Source organism: Mycobacterium marseillense, from assembly GCF_010731675.1.
Lineage (GTDB): Bacteria > Actinomycetota > Actinomycetes > Mycobacteriales > Mycobacteriaceae > Mycobacterium > Mycobacterium marseillense.
Genome location: NZ_AP022584.1, coordinates 3,115,385 through 3,130,717 on the forward strand (window position 1 = coordinate 3,115,385; position 15,333 = coordinate 3,130,717).

The window sequence follows — 15,333 nt, forward strand, 5'->3', positions numbered from 1 at the left end:
CCGGCCGTAAGTGGAGACTCATGAGCATCATTCGCGTCAACTTCCTTCCTGAATTTTATTTCGGCGATGACGCAGTTTTATTGACTTTGGACGGCGGCGGGGTCGACAAGCTCAAAGCCGCACTCAGTGAGGCCAAGCAGCACGGGGCATCGCGACTGGAGCGTGACGGAGTGACGCACGAGTTCCATATTGAGTCCGAAACTGCCGATATAGAACTCGACCCCATCCACGTGGTGTGGCGGCTTGACGAAGCGAAGGCCGCCGAAATCATCGAAGACCTTGCTGTTCTCAGCGACGAGGGCAGCGTAGGTCGTCCAGCCAAGGGGCACTTCTACGTCGACATGTCCACGCCCACCAAAACGCTCGTCGTGTCCCGCGACGAATACGTCGACGTGGTCTATCCGTGGCAGTCACCGGCATAACTAACGGAGACTGGACGCGGCGATCGATCTGACCTTGTGTTGATGTGAGACAGCGAGTGGCAATCTCATTTCTTAATTTTGCGACCTTAGTTCGCGGCTGAATCATCGTCTGTCGGTGCGCTGCCAGACTTCAGGGCCGCGGTGGGACAAAACCGGTCTAATACGCGCCCTGTACGGACGAACTGCCGCGTGACGACGCCTGCCTAGTCGAATTGGGACGCCTCCGGGATAAGGATTGTCACGCGTGCCCGGATGATCCCGTCGTCGCTCTTCGCCCAGATCCTCGCCTCACCTGTCGCCAGACTGCCCAGCCGCGCGATGCGCAGGAGGCCATCGGTGTACGAGGCAGCAAGGTCAGCGGCAAGGTAACCGACGTGGTTTTGCCCGACCATCACAGCGACCGCATTCGGGTCGTGTTCATTCCATGGCTCAGGAACGAGGATGCAGCGGACTGACTTTAGGGTCACGCCACTTTCGGTGATCGGCATTCCGGCTTCCTGGAAAACCCGGCGAATGTCTTTGGCGCGGTACGTCTCGCCGACAACCTCGACCTGCTCTTCGAGGGGATAGCGGGGCTCTTCAAGTGTCGCCGCAGTGACGACATCGGCAAGTGGAGATGATTTTCGACCGTTCGCCCTTATCGGGGGCATTGCCCGGCGCGTGTAGCCAGTGACCAACGATGGTTTGCGCGTGGCAGGTAGAGCGGACACAGCCGCTACGGCGGGCTCTGGCGCGGGAACTCGCGCATAGTGATCGGTCCACTTGGAGCCGTCCCACCAGCGGAGCCGATTGGTGCCTGCGGGGTCCGGACACCACATAGGCGGAGGCAGCGACTGCGGGTACTGACTGGGCTTCACATCGCCTCCTAAGCGCTCGGCTAGCTAATGCTATGAGCAGCCAGGAAATTCCGTGGGCGGTATGGCGAACTGCCGGGAGTGCCTTCCCGCGTGGTCCGGAAAGGCTAAGGAAGGTGAGTTGAACCTCTGCCCATTATCGCCATTGTGACTTCGCCACTTGGCCGCGGCTTTTGAGAAAGCCACGACGTTGAGAACTGAGATTCCAGTTTCTTCATCCGGGAAGGATTAATCGCTCAAGTTGCCAGGAGCGATCCCAGGGCAGTTGGAAGCAGCGCATAGGCGAAGTCTTCGAGGGTGCGGCTGACCCAAATTGCAACACGTTCTAGTCTTGCCACATGACGGACGAGCTGTTGCGCAACCCGACCCATAACGGCCACCTGCTCGTGGGCGCCCTCAAGCGCCACAAGAACAAGCCGGTGCTGTTCCTCGGCGACACCACGCTGACCGGTGGTCAGATGGCCGAGCGGATCAGTCAGTACATCCAGGCGTTCGAGGCGCTCGGCGCGGGCACCGGTGTGGCCGTCGGCCTGCTGTCGCTCAACCGCCCCGAGGTGCTGCTGATCATCGGCGCCGGCCAGACCCGCGGCTACCGGCGCACCGCCCTGCACCCGCTGGGCTCGCTGGACGACCACGCATACGTGCTCAACGACGCCGGCATCAGCTCGCTGATCATCGACCCCAACCCGATGTTCGTCGAGCGCGCGCTGGCCCTGCTGGAGAAGGTGCCGGGGCTCAAGCAGATCTTGACCATCGGCCCGGTGCCCGAGGCGCTCAGCGGGGTGGCGGTCGACCTGGCGGCCGAGGCGGCCAAGTACGACCCGCAGCGGCTGGCCGCCGCGGACCTGCCGCCGGATCAGGTTATCGGCCTGACCTACACCGGGGGTACGACCGGCAAGCCCAAGGGCGTGATGGGCACCGCGCAGTCGATCTCCTCGATGACCTCGATCCAGCTCTCGGAGTGGGAGTGGCCGGAGGACCCGAGGTTCTTGATGATCACCCCGCTCTCGCACGCGGGCGCGGCGTATTTCCTGCCGACCCTGATCAAGGGTGGCGAAATGCACGTGCTGCCCAAGTTCGACCCGGCCGACGTGCTGAAAACCATTGAGGAGAAACGCATTACGGCCACCTTTCTGGTGCCGTCGATGCTGTACGCGCTGATGGACCACCCGGATTCGCACACCCGCGACCTGTCGTCGCTGCAGACCGTCTATTACGGTGCGTCGGCGATCAACCCGGTTCGGCTGGCCGAAGCGATCCGCCGCTTCGGCAAGATCTTCGCCCAGAACTACGGGCAGTCCGAGGCGCCGATGGCCATCACCTACCTGGCCAAGAACGAGCACGACGAGAAGCGGCTCACCTCCTGCGGGCGCCCGACACTGTTCGCGCGCGTGGCGCTGCTGGGTGAGGACGGCAAGCCCGTTCCCCAGGGTGAGCCGGGCGAAATCTGTGTCAGCGGACCGCTTTTGGCCGGCGGCTACTGGAACCTGCCGGAGGCGACCGCGGAGACCTTCAGGGACGGCTGGCTGCACACCGGCGACATGGCCCGCGAGGACGAGGACGGCTTCTACTTCATCGTCGACCGGGTCAAGGACATGATCGTCACCGGCGGCTTCAACGTGTTCCCCCGCGAGGTCGAGGACGTGGTCGCCGAGCACCCGGCGATCGCGCAGGTGTGCGTGGTCGGCGCGCCCGACGAGAAGTGGGGCGAAGCCGTCACCGCGGTGGTGGTGTTGCGCGCCGACGCGCCCCGCGACGACGCCGCGATCGAGAAAATGACCGCCGAGATCCAGGCCGCGGTCAAGGACCGCAAGGGCTCGGTGCAGTCGCCCAAGCGCGTGGTGCTCGCCGACTCGCTGCCGTTGACCGGGCTGGGCAAGCCGGACAAGAAGGCCGTGCGGGCACAGTTCTGGGAGGGCGCCGAGCGCTCCGTCGGCTGAGGCTTTGCCTCGAACGTGACGGCACAGTCACGCTCGCGACCGAGCGTGACTGTGCTGTCACGCTCGGCGGGGAGATCGGAGGCGGGGAGATCGGACGCGGAAAGGTTGGGCGTCTCGCGGGCTAGGCCGTCGCGCCGGCGACCAGCAGGTCGAGCATGCGGCCGGTCTGCTCCGGCGAACTGCTGGCTAAAAAGATGCCGATCAGGCTGGACACCACATCGTCGGCTTGCACGTCGGCGCGCAGGGTCGCGTCGTCCGCACCCGCCTGTAACAGCATCTCCACGGCGCCGACGATGCTGTCGCGCGTCTGGGTGGGCGCGAGGGCACCGGAAGCGAAGATGGCCTGCAGGGACTCGGCCATGCCGCGCTTGGCGGCGACGAAGCCCGCGTAGCGATCCATCCAGCGTCGTAGCGCGGTCTTGGCCGGATGCCGCTTCAGCAGCTGCTCGGCGGCCGCGGCCACCTCGGCGAGTTCGGCGCGGTAGACGGCCTCGACCAGGGCCTCCCGAGTGGGGAAATGGCGGTACAGCGTGCCGATCCCGACACCGGCGTCGCGGGCGATCGACTCGAGCGAGACCGAGCCGCCCCCTTCGGTGAATGCCGCGGTGGCCGCCTCGAGCAGCCGCTCGCGATTGCGGCGCGCATCCGATCTTCCCACCAAAGCGGAGGATCCTCCGTTTCTGCTACGCTGACGAAAGCGGAGGTCCCTCCGCATTTGTTTCAGTGTCTCACGATCAAGGGAGCACCATGACAGACCAACCCCAACCCGGCGGCATCGGCGCTCTCGGCACGCAATCCGTCGCCCGCATGGGCTACGGCGCCATGCAATTGTTCGAGGCACCAACCGTCGACGACGCGGCCGCCGTGCTGCGCCGCGCGATCGAACTCGGCGTCAACCACATCGACACCGCGTCGTTCTACGGCCCCGGCGAGGTGGACCGCCGGATCCGCGCGGCACTGGCCCCCTACCCGGACGACCTCGTCATCGTCAGCAAGGTCGGCGCCCGCTACACCGGCGCACAACCCATTCCGCTGGCTGCCGCCCAGAAGCCGGCCGAACTGCGCGCCGCCGTCGAAGACGATCTGCGCCAGCTCGGCCTGGACCAAATCCCGGTGGTGAACCTGCGCCGGCTCGACCTCGGCCCGGGGCTGGCCGCCGAGGGCGACCAGATCGTCGACCTCGACGACCAACTGGCCGAGATGATCGCCCTGCGCGACGAGGGCAAGATCGGCGGGATCGGCATCAGCGCCGTGCCGCTCGAGGTGCTGCGGCGCGCGCTGCCCGCGGGCATCGTCTGTGTGCAGAACGCCTACAGCCTGCTGGACCGCTCCCAGGAAGCGACGCTGCAGCTGTGCCAGGCCGAGGGCATCGCGTGGGTGCCGTACTTTCCGCTCGGCTCGGCGTTCCCGGGATTCCCGAAGGTCGCCGACGATCCGGTGGTGGCGGGTATCGCCGGGGAGTTGGGCGTCACCGGCGCCCAGGTCGGGCTGGCGTGGATCCTGGCGCACGCACCGAATACGTTGCTGATTCCGGGCACCCGCTCCGTCGCCCACCTCGAGGAGAACATCGCCGCGGCCGACGTGTCCCTGGACGCCGGGGCGCTGGCGCGGCTCGACGCCGTGGGTGCGACCGAGCCCCGGCCTCATGGCGTCGAGCCCTTTCAGAGGTAACGTCGCTGCCTATGGGAAGCGGCGCACCGATCAAGCCTCCGTGGTGGCTGAAGCCGGCCAACAAGGTCTTCATCCGGATGTCGCGGCTGGGCCTGAGCTTCGGCGGTGAGAGCCCGGTGGTGTTGACCGTGCCCGGCCGCAAGTCCGGAACACCGCGGTCGACACCGGTGACCCCGATGACGGTGGACGGCAAACGCTATGTGGTGGGCGGATTTCCGGGAGCGGATTGGATCCGCAACGTCCGCGCCGCCGAGTACGCGACGCTGGCCCGCGGCCGGCACTGCGAGCGGGTGCGGATGGTGGAGCTGTCGGCCGACGCGGCGCGCCCGTTCCTGCGCGCGTTTCCCACCGAGGTGCCCACCGGGGTGGGCTTCATGAAACGCTCGGGGTTGGTCACCGACGGTCGTCCCGAAGAGTTCGAGGCGCTGGCCGGCGTGTGTCCGGTATTTCGGCTGGACCCGGCATAGGAGTTCAAAAACGTTGAGTGACAACTCTTTTGATGCACAGTCGTGGCGTCCCGTCGACGGCTTCGGCGACCTGACCGACATCACCTATCACCGGCACGTCGACGACCCGACGGTGCGGGTGGCGTTCGACCGGCCCGAGGTGCGCAACGCGTTCCGGCCGCACACCGTCGACGAGCTCTACCGGGTGCTCGACCACGCGCGGATGTCCCCGGACGTCGGCGTGGTGTTGCTGACCGGCAACGGGCCCTCCCCCAAGGACGGCGGCTGGGCATTCTGCTCGGGCGGCGATCAGCGCATCCGGGGGCGCAGCGGCTACCAGTACGCCAGCGGCGAAACCGCCGAGACCGTCGACCCGGCCCGCGCCGGACGGCTGCACATCCTCGAGGTGCAGCGGCTGATCCGGTTCATGCCCAAGGTGGTCATCTGCCTGGTCAACGGGTGGGCGGCCGGCGGCGGGCACAGCCTGCACGTGGTCTGCGACCTCACCCTGGCCAGCCGCGAGCACGCCCGCTTCAAGCAGACCGACGCCGACGTCGGCAGCTTCGACGGCGGCTACGGCAGCGCGTACCTGGCCCGCCAGGTCGGCCAGAAGTTCGCCCGCGAGATCTTCTTTTTGGGCCGGCCCTACACCGCCGAGCAGATGCACCACATGGGTGCGGTCAACGCCGTCGTCGACCATGCCGAGCTGGAATCCGAGGCCATCCAGTGGGCGCGCGAGATCAACGCGAAATCGCCTCAGGCGCAACGCATGCTGAAGTTCGCGTTCAACCTGCTCGACGACGGTCTGGTGGGCCAGCAGCTGTTCGCGGGCGAGGCCACCCGGCTGGCGTACATGACCGACGAGGCCGTCGAGGGCCGTGACGCCTTCTTGGAGAAGCGGGACCCGGACTGGAGCCGGTTTCCCCGGTACTTCTGACGCCGCCCGCGCGCCTAGACTCGCGTCCCGTGAGCAAGAGTCCCTTTCGCCGGATCGCCGACCAGTTCGTGCTGGCCACCATGCGGCCACCGATGGCCCCGCAGGTGCTGGTCAACCGTCCCCTGATCAAGCCGATCGAGCTGGCGGGCAAACGCATCCTGCTCACCGGGGCGTCGTCGGGGATCGGCGAGGCCGCCGCCGAGCAGTTCGCCCGCGAGGGCGCCACGGTGGTCGTCGTCGCCCGCCGCCAGGAGCTGCTGGACGCGCTGGCCGAGCGGATCACCACGGCGGGCGGTGAGGCCACGGCGATCGCGTGCGACGTCTCGGACATGGACGCCGTCGACGCGCTGGTCGCCGACGTCGAGAAACGGCTCGGCGGCATCGACATTCTGATCAACAACGCCGGCCGGTCCATCCGCCGCCCGCTGGCCGAGTCGCTGGAGCGCTGGCACGACGTCGAACGGACCATCGTGCTCAACTACTACGCGCCGCTGCGCCTGATCCGCGGCCTGGCGCCGGGGATGATCGAACGTGGCGACGGCCACATCATCAACGTCTCGACGTGGGGGGTGCTCTCGGAGGCGTCGCCGCTGTTCTCGGTGTACAACGCGTCCAAGGCCGCGCTGTCGACGGTCAGCCGGGTCGTGGAAACCGAGTGGGGCGACCAGGGTGTGCACTCCACCACGCTGTACTACCCGCTGGTGGCCACCCCGATGATCGCACCCACGAAGGCCTACCAGGGCATGCCGGCGCTGACGTCGGAGGAGGCCGGTGAGTGGATGATCACCGCCGCCCGCACCCGCCCGGTGCGCATCGCGCCGCGGATGGCGATCGCCGCCAAGGCGCTGGACACCTTCGGTCCCCGCTGGGTGAACGCCGTCATGCAGCGCCAGAGCATCCAGCCCAACCGCAAGGGCGACACCTGAGCGCACCGGCTCGATCAGGGCCGTGTGATAGACACGAGTTATGGAGATCCTGGCCAGCCGGATGCTGCTGCGGCCTGCGGACTATCAGCAGTCGCTGGCCTTCTATCGCGACCAGATCGGCCTGGCGATAGCGCGTGAATACGGCGGCGGCACAGTGTTTTTCGCGGGGCAGTCGCTGCTGGAACTGGCCGGGTACGGCTCCCCGGACCACTCCCGCGGCCCGTTCCCGGGCGCACTGTGGTTGCAGGTGCGCGACCTCGAGGCGACCCAGGCCGAGCTGCGCGGCCGTGGCGTGCCGATCGCCCGCGAGGCGCGCCAGGAGCCGTGGGGCCTGCACGAGATGCACGTGCTCGATCCCGACGGAATCACGCTCATTTTCATTCAGATCCCCCCGGAGCACCCGTTACGCCGCGACACCCGAGGTGAACGGCAGGGAAATTCCGGTTAACTGAAAGGTAACATCTGGCGACGACTCCAAATACACCCGCGTTTCAGGTCACGCCGCATTCGACAATGGATTGCCCCTACCACCAGAATCAGGCCCTGTGAACATCCAGTTGTTCCTCTTGATCATTGTCGTAATCACGGCACTGGCTTTCGATTTCACCAACGGCTTTCACGACACGGGCAACGCGATGGCGACCTCTATCGCCAGTGGCGCACTCAAGCCCAAAACGGCGGTTCTGCTCTCGGCGGTCCTGAATCTGGTGGGCGCGTTCATGTCCACCGCCGTCGCCGCCACGATCGCCAAGGGCCTCATCGACTCCAACATCGTGACGCTGGAGCTGGTGTTCGCCGGCCTGGTCGGCGGCGTCGTCTGGAACCTGCTCACCTGGCTGCTGGGCATCCCGTCGAGTTCCTCGCACGCCCTGATCGGCGGCATCGTCGGCGCCACGATCGCCGCCGTCGGCGCGCACGGCGTGATCTGGAAGGGCGTCATCTCCAAGGCCATCATCCCGGCCGTCGTGTCGGCGATCCTGGCCATCGCGATCGGCGCGGTCGCCACGTGGCTGGTCTACCGGATCACCCGCGGCGTCCCGAAAGCCCGCACGGAGGCGGGATTCCGGCGTGGCCAGATCGGCTCGGCGTCGCTGGTCTCGCTCGCCCACGGCACCAACGACGCGCAGAAGACGATGGGCATCATCTTCCTGGCGCTGATCTCCTACGGCTCGGTCAGCAAGACCGCCACCATGCCGCCCCTGTGGGTCATCGTCAGCTGCGCGCTCGCGATGGCCACCGGCACCTACCTCGGCGGGTGGCGCATCATCCGCACCCTGGGCAAGGGCCTAGTCGAGATCCAGTCACCGCAGGGCATGGCCGCCGAGTCCTCCTCGGCCGCGGTGATCCTGCTCTCCGCCCACTTCGGCTACGCGCTGTCGACCACCCAGGTGTGCACCGGTTCGGTGCTGGGCAGCGGGCTGGGCAAGCCCGGCGGCGAGGTCCGCTGGGGTGTCGCCGGCCGCATGGGGGTGGCCTGGCTGGTCACCCTGCCGCTGGCCGGGTTGGTCGGCGCCTTCACGTACGGGGTCGTGCACCTGATCGGCGGCTACCCCGGGGCGATCGTCGGTTTCGCGCTGCTGGTCGCGGTCTCGGCCACCATCTACATCCGGTCGCGCAAGGTCAAGGTCGACCACCACAACGTCAACGCCGAATGGCAGGGCGATCTGACCAGCGGGCTGCAGGCCGCCGACCAACTGCCATCCCGCGATGACGGACCCCCGCTCGGTGGCATGCCTCCCCGGTACGACTCCGACGACCCGTCGCTGAAAGCGAACGCCTCATGAGCCACATCGGCGACTGGTTCAACTACCAGGCCAGCCTGAAGATTCTGGTCTTCGCCATGCTGGCCGGCGCCGCCCTGCCGGGGTTGTTCGCCCTCGGGATCCGGCTGCAGTCGGAGGGTGCGGGCGACATCACTGTGGACGGCGCCAGCAACGGCGGCGCCCCTCGGCGCAACCCGATGCTGACCGCGTTGGCGTGGACCATCTACGCGCTGGTCATCGCGGTCATCGCGCTGGCCCTGCTCTACATCGCCCGCGACTTCATCGCCCATCACACTGGCTATCCGCTGCTCGGAGCGAAACCCAAGTAGCATCGTTCAATGCCCACCGAGTTGCCCACCGAGTTGGCGAACCGGACGCCGGGGAGAGCTGTATCCGCGTGAACGGATTTCTCAATTCCATCGTTTCGTGGCTCCGCGCGGGCTACCCCGAGGGCGTGCCACCCACCGACACCTTCCCGGTGCTCGCGCTGCTGGCGCGCCGGTTGTCCAACGACGAAGCCAAGGCCGTCGCCTGCGAGCTGGTTCGACGCGGCGAGTTCGACGACGTCGACATCGGCGTGCTGATCACCCAGATCACCGACGAACTGCCGTCGCCGGAGGACGTCGAGCGGGTACGGGTGCGGCTGGCGGCCCAGGGCTGGCCGTTCGACGACGCCGACCAGGCCGGGGATCCCGCATAGCCGTACTGCGCGCGCTGCACGTCCCGCCCGGCGCGGCGGCCGCCACGCTGCTGCCCGCCTTGGACGGCGTGCTGCAGGGAAGCGACCCCGCCCTGGTGGCCATCGCCGACGATCGCGAATCGGAAGCGCTGCGGGCGGGCCTGCGGGTCGGGGAAGCCATCGACGACGACGTGGCCCTGGTGGCGGCGACGTCGGGAACCACGGGCATCCCCAAGGGCGCCCTGCTGACCGCCGCCGCCCTGCGGGCCAGCGCCACCGCGACCCATGACCGTCTCGGCGGGCCGGGCCGCTGGCTGCTCGCCTTGCCGCCCCACCACATCGCCGGGGTGCAGGTGCTGGTCCGCAGCCTGCTCGCCGGCACGTCGCCGGTCGAGATGGATGTCACCGGAGGCTTCGATGTCACCGAATTGCCCAGGGCCATCGGCGCTTTGGGATCCGGCCGGCGATACACCTCGCTGGTCGCCGCGCAGTTGACCAAGGCGCTCACCGACCCGGCGGCCGCGGCCGCCCTCGCCGAACTCGACGCCGTGCTGCTCGGCGGCGGGCCCGCCCCGCGGCCGGTCCTGGACGCCGCGGCCGGAGCCGGCGTCACCGTGGTGCGCACCTACGGCATGAGCGAGACCGCCGGGGGGTGCGTGTACGACGGCGTCCCGCTGGCCGGGGTGCGGCTGAAAGTGGCCGACGGGCGCATCGTCATCGGGGGCGCGACGGTGGCCAAGGGCTACCGCAACCCGATTGACCCGGACCCCTTCGCCGAGCCCGGCTGGTTCATCACCGACGACCTCGGCGCCATCGATGGCGCGGGCGTGCTGACGGTCCTGGGCCGCGCCGACGACGCGATCAGCACCGGCGGGCTGACCGTGCTGCCGCAACCGGTCGAGGCGGCGCTGTGCGGCCACCCCGCCGTGAGCGAGTGCGCCGTGTTCGGGGTGCCCGACGAACGCCTCGGGCAGCGGGTGATCGCCGCGATCGTGGTGCGCGACGGCTACGCGACGCCGGCGCTGGAGGCGCTGCGCGCGCAGGTGACGAGCGCCCTGGACGCCACCGCCGCGCCGCGCGAGGCGCACGTCGTCGACGCGCTGCCGCGCCGCGGCATCGGCAAGGTCGACCGCGCGGCGTTGGTGCGCCGCTTCGGCGGCGCGAGCGATCAATAGGCTGTGCGTCCGTGAGGCTCGCTCGACGGCAGGCAGTGCGCGACGCGGTCGCGGTCGTGGCCGGGGCGGTGCTGGTGGCGGCGGCGTTTCTGCTGCCCCGGATGCACCTGGGGGTGCGGCCCCGCCTCGACATCGGGCGAGAAGAGTTCGCCACCCACGCCGGCGCCGCGCCCATCTTCGGCGAGTGGCTGATCCACGCCGGCTGGGGTACCGGGCCCGCGATCGCCCTGGCCGTGGCCGCCGTCGGGTGGGGACCGATTCTGGCGCAACGACTTTCGTGGCGCGCGTTGACGCTGGGCAGCTGGGCCGTTGCCGCCGGGTGGGCGTTCGCGCTGGCGATGATCGACGGCTGGCAGCGCGGGTTCGCCGGGCGGCTGACCACCCGGGACGAATACCTGTCGCAGGTGCCGGGCATCACCGACATCCCGGGCACGCTGCGCACGTTCTCCAGCCGGATCGTGGACTACCAACCGCATTCGTGGACCACCCACGTGTCGGGGCATCCGCCCGGCGCGTTGCTGACCTTCGTCTGGCTGGACCGCATCGGTTTGCACGGCGGCGCCTGGGCCGGGCTGCTGTGCCTGCTGATCGGCTCGAGCGCGGCCGCCGCGGTGGTGATCGCCGTGCGCGCGCTGGCGGACGAGGCGACCGCGCGGCGGGTGGCCCCGTTCGTGGCCCTGGCGCCGACGGCGATCTGGGTGGCCGTGTCCGCCGACGGATACTTCGCCGGGGTGGCCGCGTGGGGAATCGCGCTGCTGGCAGTGGCGGTGCACCGCCCGGTGCGCTCGCCCGCCCTGACCGCCGCCGGCGCCGGGCTGCTGCTGGGCTGGGGCGTGTTCTGCAATTACGGCCTGATGCTGATGGGGTTGCCGGCGTTGGCGGTGCTGGTGTCGGCGCCGAGCCGGCGCGCGATGCTGCGGGCCCTGGGCCCGGCGGTGCTGGCCGCGATCGCGGTCGCGGCGGCGTTCGCCGTCGCGGGGTTCTCTTGGTTCGACGGCTATCACCTTGTGCAGCAACGCTATTGGCAGGGAATCGCCAAGGACCGGCCGTTTCAGTATTGGAGTTGGGCCAACCTGGCGTGCGTGGTGTGCGCAATCGGCCTGGGCGGCGTCGCCGGGGTCGCCCGGGTGTTCGACTGGGCCGCCATCCGCCGCCGCTCCGGTTTTCACCTGCTGTTGTGCGGCGTGCTGGTCGCCATCGCGTGTGCGGACCTGAGCATGCTGAGCAAGGCCGAGGTGGAACGCATCTGGTTGCCGTTCACCGTCTGGCTCACCGCCGCGGCAGCGCTGCTGCCGATGCGGTCGCACCGGATCTGGTTGGCGCTCAACGCCGTCGGTGCCCTGGCGCTCAACACGATCATCTTGACGAACTGGTAGCAACGGCTACAGGCCCGCGGCGCGGGTGATCCGCGCGAAGCGGCTGTCGGGCGCGCACGCCGCGCGCACCGCGGCGACGTCGCCGACGACGTCGACGTCGTCCAACGTCTGCACCGTCGCGACGTCAACACCCGTGTCGCGCAACGCCTTCAGGGTCAGTTCCCCGGTATCGGGCACCGACATCGGGACCGTGCGCAAGCACTGCGCCATCGCCGGTGCGCCGACGCCCAGCACCCACCAGCCGCCGTCGCGGGCTGGCCCGAGCACGGCCGGGGCCTCGAGCAGCCGGCGCGCGCAGCCGGTCAACAGCTCGGCGGTGACCTGGGGGGTGTCCATCCCGATCTGCAGCACCGGCAGCCCGTCCGACGAGGCGTCGGCGTGCGCGTTGACGAGCCTTGCGGCGAAATCGTCGCCGCGCTGGGCGATCACGGTGAAGGACGCCAGTCGCCGCCGGATGTCGTCGGCACTCGCGGCGCGGTCCAGGTCCCCGGTGAGAGCGACGACCCGCGCCGCCACCGGCGCGTCGGCCACGGCGTCCAGCGTGTCGAGCAGTGCGGCCGCGGCGATCTCGGCGGCGACGCGGTCGCCGACGCTCGCCGCGAGCCGCGTCTTGGCCCGCCCCGGCTCGGGCGCTTTGGCGACCACCAGCAGGGTCACCGGCAGGGCGGTCACGAGATCACCTTCCAGAAGTCGAGGATCGCGGTGATGCTGCCGCGCAGCGATCCACTGACCTTCGACTTGCCGCCGGTGCGCGGGCCGTAGCTGACGTCCAGTTCGACGACGCGCCAGCCGGCTGCCGCGGCGCGCACCAAAAGTTCCAGCGGATAACCCGATCGGCGATCGACGACGCCCAGCCCCACCAGCGCGTCGCGGCGAGCGACCCGCATGGGCGCGATGTCGTGCACCGGCAGGCCGTGGCGGGTGCGCAGCCGCCAGCTCATGACGACGGTGCCGACGCGGGCCACCCACGGCCAGTGCAGCCCGGGCACCGCCCGGCGCCGGCCGGTCACCAGGTCGGCGCCCTGCTCGAGCGCGGCGACCAGCCGTGGCAGGTCGCCGCCGTCCATCGAGCCGTCGGCGTCGATGACCGCCACGATCGGGGTGTCCGCGGCCATGACGCCCGCGTGCACGGCCGAGCCGTACCCGGCCCGAGGTTCGGTGACGACCCGGGCGCCGTGACGGGCCGCCACACCGGCGGTGTCGTCGGTGCTGTTGTTGTCGACCACCAACGCCCGGTAGCCGGCGGGGAGGGCGGCCAGCACGGCCGGCAGCGACTCCTCCTCGTTGAGGCACGGCAGGACCACGGTGACCAGGCCGTCGGTGTCGGGCACGCCTCAGAACCCGCGGTGGGTGCGGGGTTCCTGGGGGAACAGCGGTTGCTGCGAGTGCGTCGGCGGCGCGGTCTGCTGGGTGTGCGTCTGGGTCGGCGCCTGGGTGGTGGCCTTGGTGCTCGGCGGCGAATACGTCGTCGTCGGCGGCGAATACGTCGTCGTGGGCGGCGAATACGTGGTCGTCGGCGGCGAATATGTCGTGGTCGGGGGCGAGTACGTGGTGGTGGGCGGCTCGTGCGTGGTCGTCGTGGGCGGCGAATACGTCGTCGTCGGAGGCGAATACGTGGTCGTCGGCGGCGAATAGGTGGTCGTCGGAGGCTGGGACGGGGTGATGGTCGGCGGCGTGTAGGGCGTCGTCGGGTTGTACGGCGGGTTGTAGGGCGGTTGCCACCCCGGGATCGGAATGGGTATCGGAATGGGAACCGGCACAATCGGATTCGGGCGTGGCGCCCAGCCCGGCTCGGGGTTCGGCACGACACCGGGGTTGCTCGGCGCCGCGGGAACGGGCGCGATCTGCTGGCCCCCACCGGACGGGGGCGCCACGTGCTCGGGAGCCGGGACGGTGCCGCCCTGGAACCCGGCGTTGGGCGCCTCGGCCGGGGGTGGGGGCAGCGGCGCCTGCTGCTGGCTCGGCAAGATCGGCATGAACTTGCCCGGGGTGCCGTTCTGGACGCCCACCACCGGCTGCCGGCTGGCGGTCGGTTCAACGGCGACGGCGATCGCGGTGGCCAGCGACGCCAATCCGACGACCGCGAAGGCGATCACGGCGTTGCCGATCACCAACGATCGCCGCGACAGCTTCGTCGGTGCGGCCTCGTCGACATCGGCGTAGTCGCCGGAGTCCGGGCCGTAGTCGTAGTCGTCGAATTCCGGGTCGTACTCGTCCATCTCGCCCGGATAGACGCCTTCCTCGTCGGCCATCGAGTACGCCAGCTGCGGCTCCTCGGCGTCCGGCGCGGGCACGACCGTCGTCTCGTCCCCGGTAAGCCCCGGGGCGGGGGCCATGGCGGTCGCATCCCCGGCCGCGGGCGCCATGGCGGTGGCGTCACCGGTCAGGCCGACGGCCGGCGCCATGGCCGTCGCGTCCCCCGCGGACACCGCCGCCGCGGCGATCGCGGCGCCGCGCGCGAGCGCGAACGTGGGGTCCTCGGCGACCTGCACCCGCATGGTGGACGCGTCGCGCAATTCGTCGGCGACCCGGTTGAGGTCGGGCGAGGCGCCCAGCAGATACACCTCCCCGGGCGCATCCGGCTGCGCGCGCAGGTCCGCCATCATCGTCTGGAACGCGGCGGTGGCGTCCGGGGCACCGGCCAGCGGCTGGCTGGCCAACACGGTCGGCGGAGCGTCGGGATCGCCGGCGTCCGGGGCGACCACCGACAGGGTGGCCGTCGCGTCGTCCATCACGAGCGCGGCGCCGGGCCGCCCGGCCGCGCGCATCAGCGCGGCCACCGCCTGCGACTCCGAGAGCACCGCGACGTTGTGCACGCCGGAATCCTCCAGCGCACGCCGCAACTGGTCGGCCCGGGGCTCGTCGGACCAGCACAGTCGGGTGCCGACCAGCCGGTGGTTCTCGTCGGCCAGCAACCGATTGGTGCCGACCACGGTCTCGGTGAGCGTGCCGAGCGGGTTGTCAGCGAGATCGATGACGGATTGGTCGATCACGTCGGTGCCCCGGGCGCCCGACCCGAGGAGCGCCAAGCGGGCGACGGGACCGGTGACCGCGACCCCCAAAACGACGTCCATCCCGCTTCTCCTTCGGCCGGCTACCCCGCAACCAGCAATGTCCCGGCATCATTACACTTGCGATACCGTC

Annotated in this window: 17 protein-coding genes and 1 pseudogene; 12 read left to right on the forward strand and 6 right to left on the reverse strand. The window is 69.5% G+C overall.

Features of this window, described 5'->3' with window-relative positions; all coding sequences use genetic code 11:
- Window positions 1-20 precede the first annotated feature (20 nt).
- The gene (locus G6N26_RS14235; protein ID WP_232067457.1) at window positions 21-422 is read left to right on the forward strand and encodes a hypothetical protein; all 402 of its coding nucleotides are present in this window, start codon (window positions 21-23) and stop codon (window positions 420-422) included.
- Between the two features lie 203 nt (window positions 423-625).
- On the opposite strand, the gene G6N26_RS14240 is transcribed toward G6N26_RS14235, so the two are convergent.
- Entirely contained in the window at window positions 626-1,099 is a 474-nt protein-coding gene (locus G6N26_RS14240) for an HIRAN domain-containing protein (protein WP_232067458.1), read from the reverse strand.
- Window positions 1,100-1,186: 87 nt separating this feature from the next.
- A pseudogene (locus G6N26_RS26565) lies at window positions 1,187-1,240 on the reverse strand (DUF2510 domain-containing protein); the annotation flags it as partial.
- Window positions 1,241-1,614: 374 nt separating this feature from the next.
- Here G6N26_RS26565 and fadD8 point away from each other — a divergent pair.
- The gene (gene fadD8, locus G6N26_RS14245) at window positions 1,615-3,216 is read left to right on the forward strand and encodes a fatty-acid--CoA ligase FadD8 (protein WP_083018347.1); all 1,602 of its coding nucleotides are present in this window, start codon (window positions 1,615-1,617) and stop codon (window positions 3,214-3,216) included.
- 121 nt (window positions 3,217-3,337) lie between these two features.
- On the opposite strand, the gene G6N26_RS14250 is transcribed toward fadD8, so the two are convergent.
- Window positions 3,338-3,877, reverse strand: a complete 540-nt coding sequence (locus G6N26_RS14250; protein ID WP_067166885.1) for a TetR/AcrR family transcriptional regulator — start codon at window positions 3,875-3,877, stop codon at window positions 3,338-3,340.
- Window positions 3,878-3,963: 86 nt separating this feature from the next.
- Here G6N26_RS14250 and G6N26_RS14255 point away from each other — a divergent pair, with 86 nt between their 5' ends.
- The 10 genes from G6N26_RS14255 (at window position 3,964) to G6N26_RS14300 (ending at window position 12,189) form a co-directional block, all read left to right on the forward strand.
- On the forward strand, window positions 3,964-4,887 hold the full coding sequence (locus G6N26_RS14255) for an aldo/keto reductase (RefSeq protein WP_083018349.1): 924 nt from the start codon (window positions 3,964-3,966) through the stop codon (window positions 4,885-4,887).
- Between the two features lie 11 nt (window positions 4,888-4,898).
- Window positions 4,899-5,354, forward strand: a complete 456-nt coding sequence (locus tag G6N26_RS14260; RefSeq protein WP_083018351.1) for a nitroreductase family deazaflavin-dependent oxidoreductase — start codon at window positions 4,899-4,901, stop codon at window positions 5,352-5,354.
- A gap of 13 nt (window positions 5,355-5,367) precedes the next feature.
- Window positions 5,368-6,270 (forward strand): 1,4-dihydroxy-2-naphthoyl-CoA synthase, encoded by a 903-nt coding sequence (locus tag G6N26_RS14265; RefSeq protein WP_067166875.1) that lies wholly within the window; start codon window positions 5,368-5,370, stop codon window positions 6,268-6,270.
- Between the two features lie 29 nt (window positions 6,271-6,299).
- Window positions 6,300-7,196 carry an SDR family oxidoreductase gene (locus tag G6N26_RS14270; RefSeq protein ID WP_067166872.1) on the forward strand — a complete coding sequence of 299 codons (897 nt, stop codon included), beginning with the start codon at window positions 6,300-6,302 and terminating at the stop codon, window positions 7,194-7,196.
- 40 nt (window positions 7,197-7,236) lie between these two features.
- Window positions 7,237-7,644: a VOC family protein gene (locus tag G6N26_RS14275; RefSeq protein ID WP_067166868.1), complete on the forward strand. Its 408-nt coding sequence runs from the start codon at window positions 7,237-7,239 to the stop codon at window positions 7,642-7,644.
- A 97-nt stretch (window positions 7,645-7,741) separates the two neighbouring features.
- Window positions 7,742-8,980 carry an inorganic phosphate transporter gene (locus tag G6N26_RS14280; protein ID WP_083018352.1) on the forward strand — a complete coding sequence of 413 codons (1,239 nt, stop codon included), beginning with the start codon at window positions 7,742-7,744 and terminating at the stop codon, window positions 8,978-8,980.
- A complete protein-coding gene (locus tag G6N26_RS14285) occupies window positions 8,977-9,288 on the forward strand; it encodes a hypothetical protein (protein WP_067166862.1) in 312 nt (103 codons plus the stop codon). The genes G6N26_RS14280 and G6N26_RS14285 overlap by 4 nt, the downstream gene beginning before the upstream one ends.
- A gap of 68 nt (window positions 9,289-9,356) precedes the next feature.
- Complete coding sequence (locus tag G6N26_RS14290) at window positions 9,357-9,659, forward strand: DUF3349 domain-containing protein (protein ID WP_067166858.1); 303 nt, start codon at window positions 9,357-9,359, stop codon at window positions 9,657-9,659.
- Window positions 9,660-9,727: 68 nt separating this feature from the next.
- A complete protein-coding gene (menE, locus tag G6N26_RS14295; protein ID WP_232067599.1) occupies window positions 9,728-10,813 on the forward strand; it encodes an o-succinylbenzoate--CoA ligase in 1,086 nt (361 codons plus the stop codon).
- A 35-nt stretch (window positions 10,814-10,848) separates the two neighbouring features.
- Complete coding sequence (locus G6N26_RS14300) at window positions 10,849-12,189, forward strand: hypothetical protein (RefSeq protein WP_083018354.1); 1,341 nt, start codon at window positions 10,849-10,851, stop codon at window positions 12,187-12,189.
- Window positions 12,190-12,195: 6 nt separating this feature from the next.
- On the opposite strand, the gene G6N26_RS14305 is transcribed toward G6N26_RS14300, so the two are convergent.
- From G6N26_RS14305 to G6N26_RS14315, 3 genes are read right to left on the reverse strand one after another with little or no spacing between them, the layout of a single operon-like run.
- Entirely contained in the window at window positions 12,196-12,861 is a 666-nt protein-coding gene (locus G6N26_RS14305; protein ID WP_067166849.1) for a TIGR04282 family arsenosugar biosynthesis glycosyltransferase, read from the reverse strand.
- A complete protein-coding gene (locus tag G6N26_RS14310) occupies window positions 12,858-13,520 on the reverse strand; it encodes a glycosyltransferase family 2 protein (RefSeq protein WP_067166846.1) in 663 nt (220 codons plus the stop codon). Before G6N26_RS14310 ends, G6N26_RS14305 begins: the two co-directional genes overlap by 4 nt.
- 3 nt (window positions 13,521-13,523) lie before the next feature.
- A complete protein-coding gene (locus G6N26_RS14315; RefSeq protein WP_083018355.1) occupies window positions 13,524-15,263 on the reverse strand; it encodes a hypothetical protein in 1,740 nt (579 codons plus the stop codon).
- Window positions 15,264-15,333 lie beyond the last annotated feature (70 nt).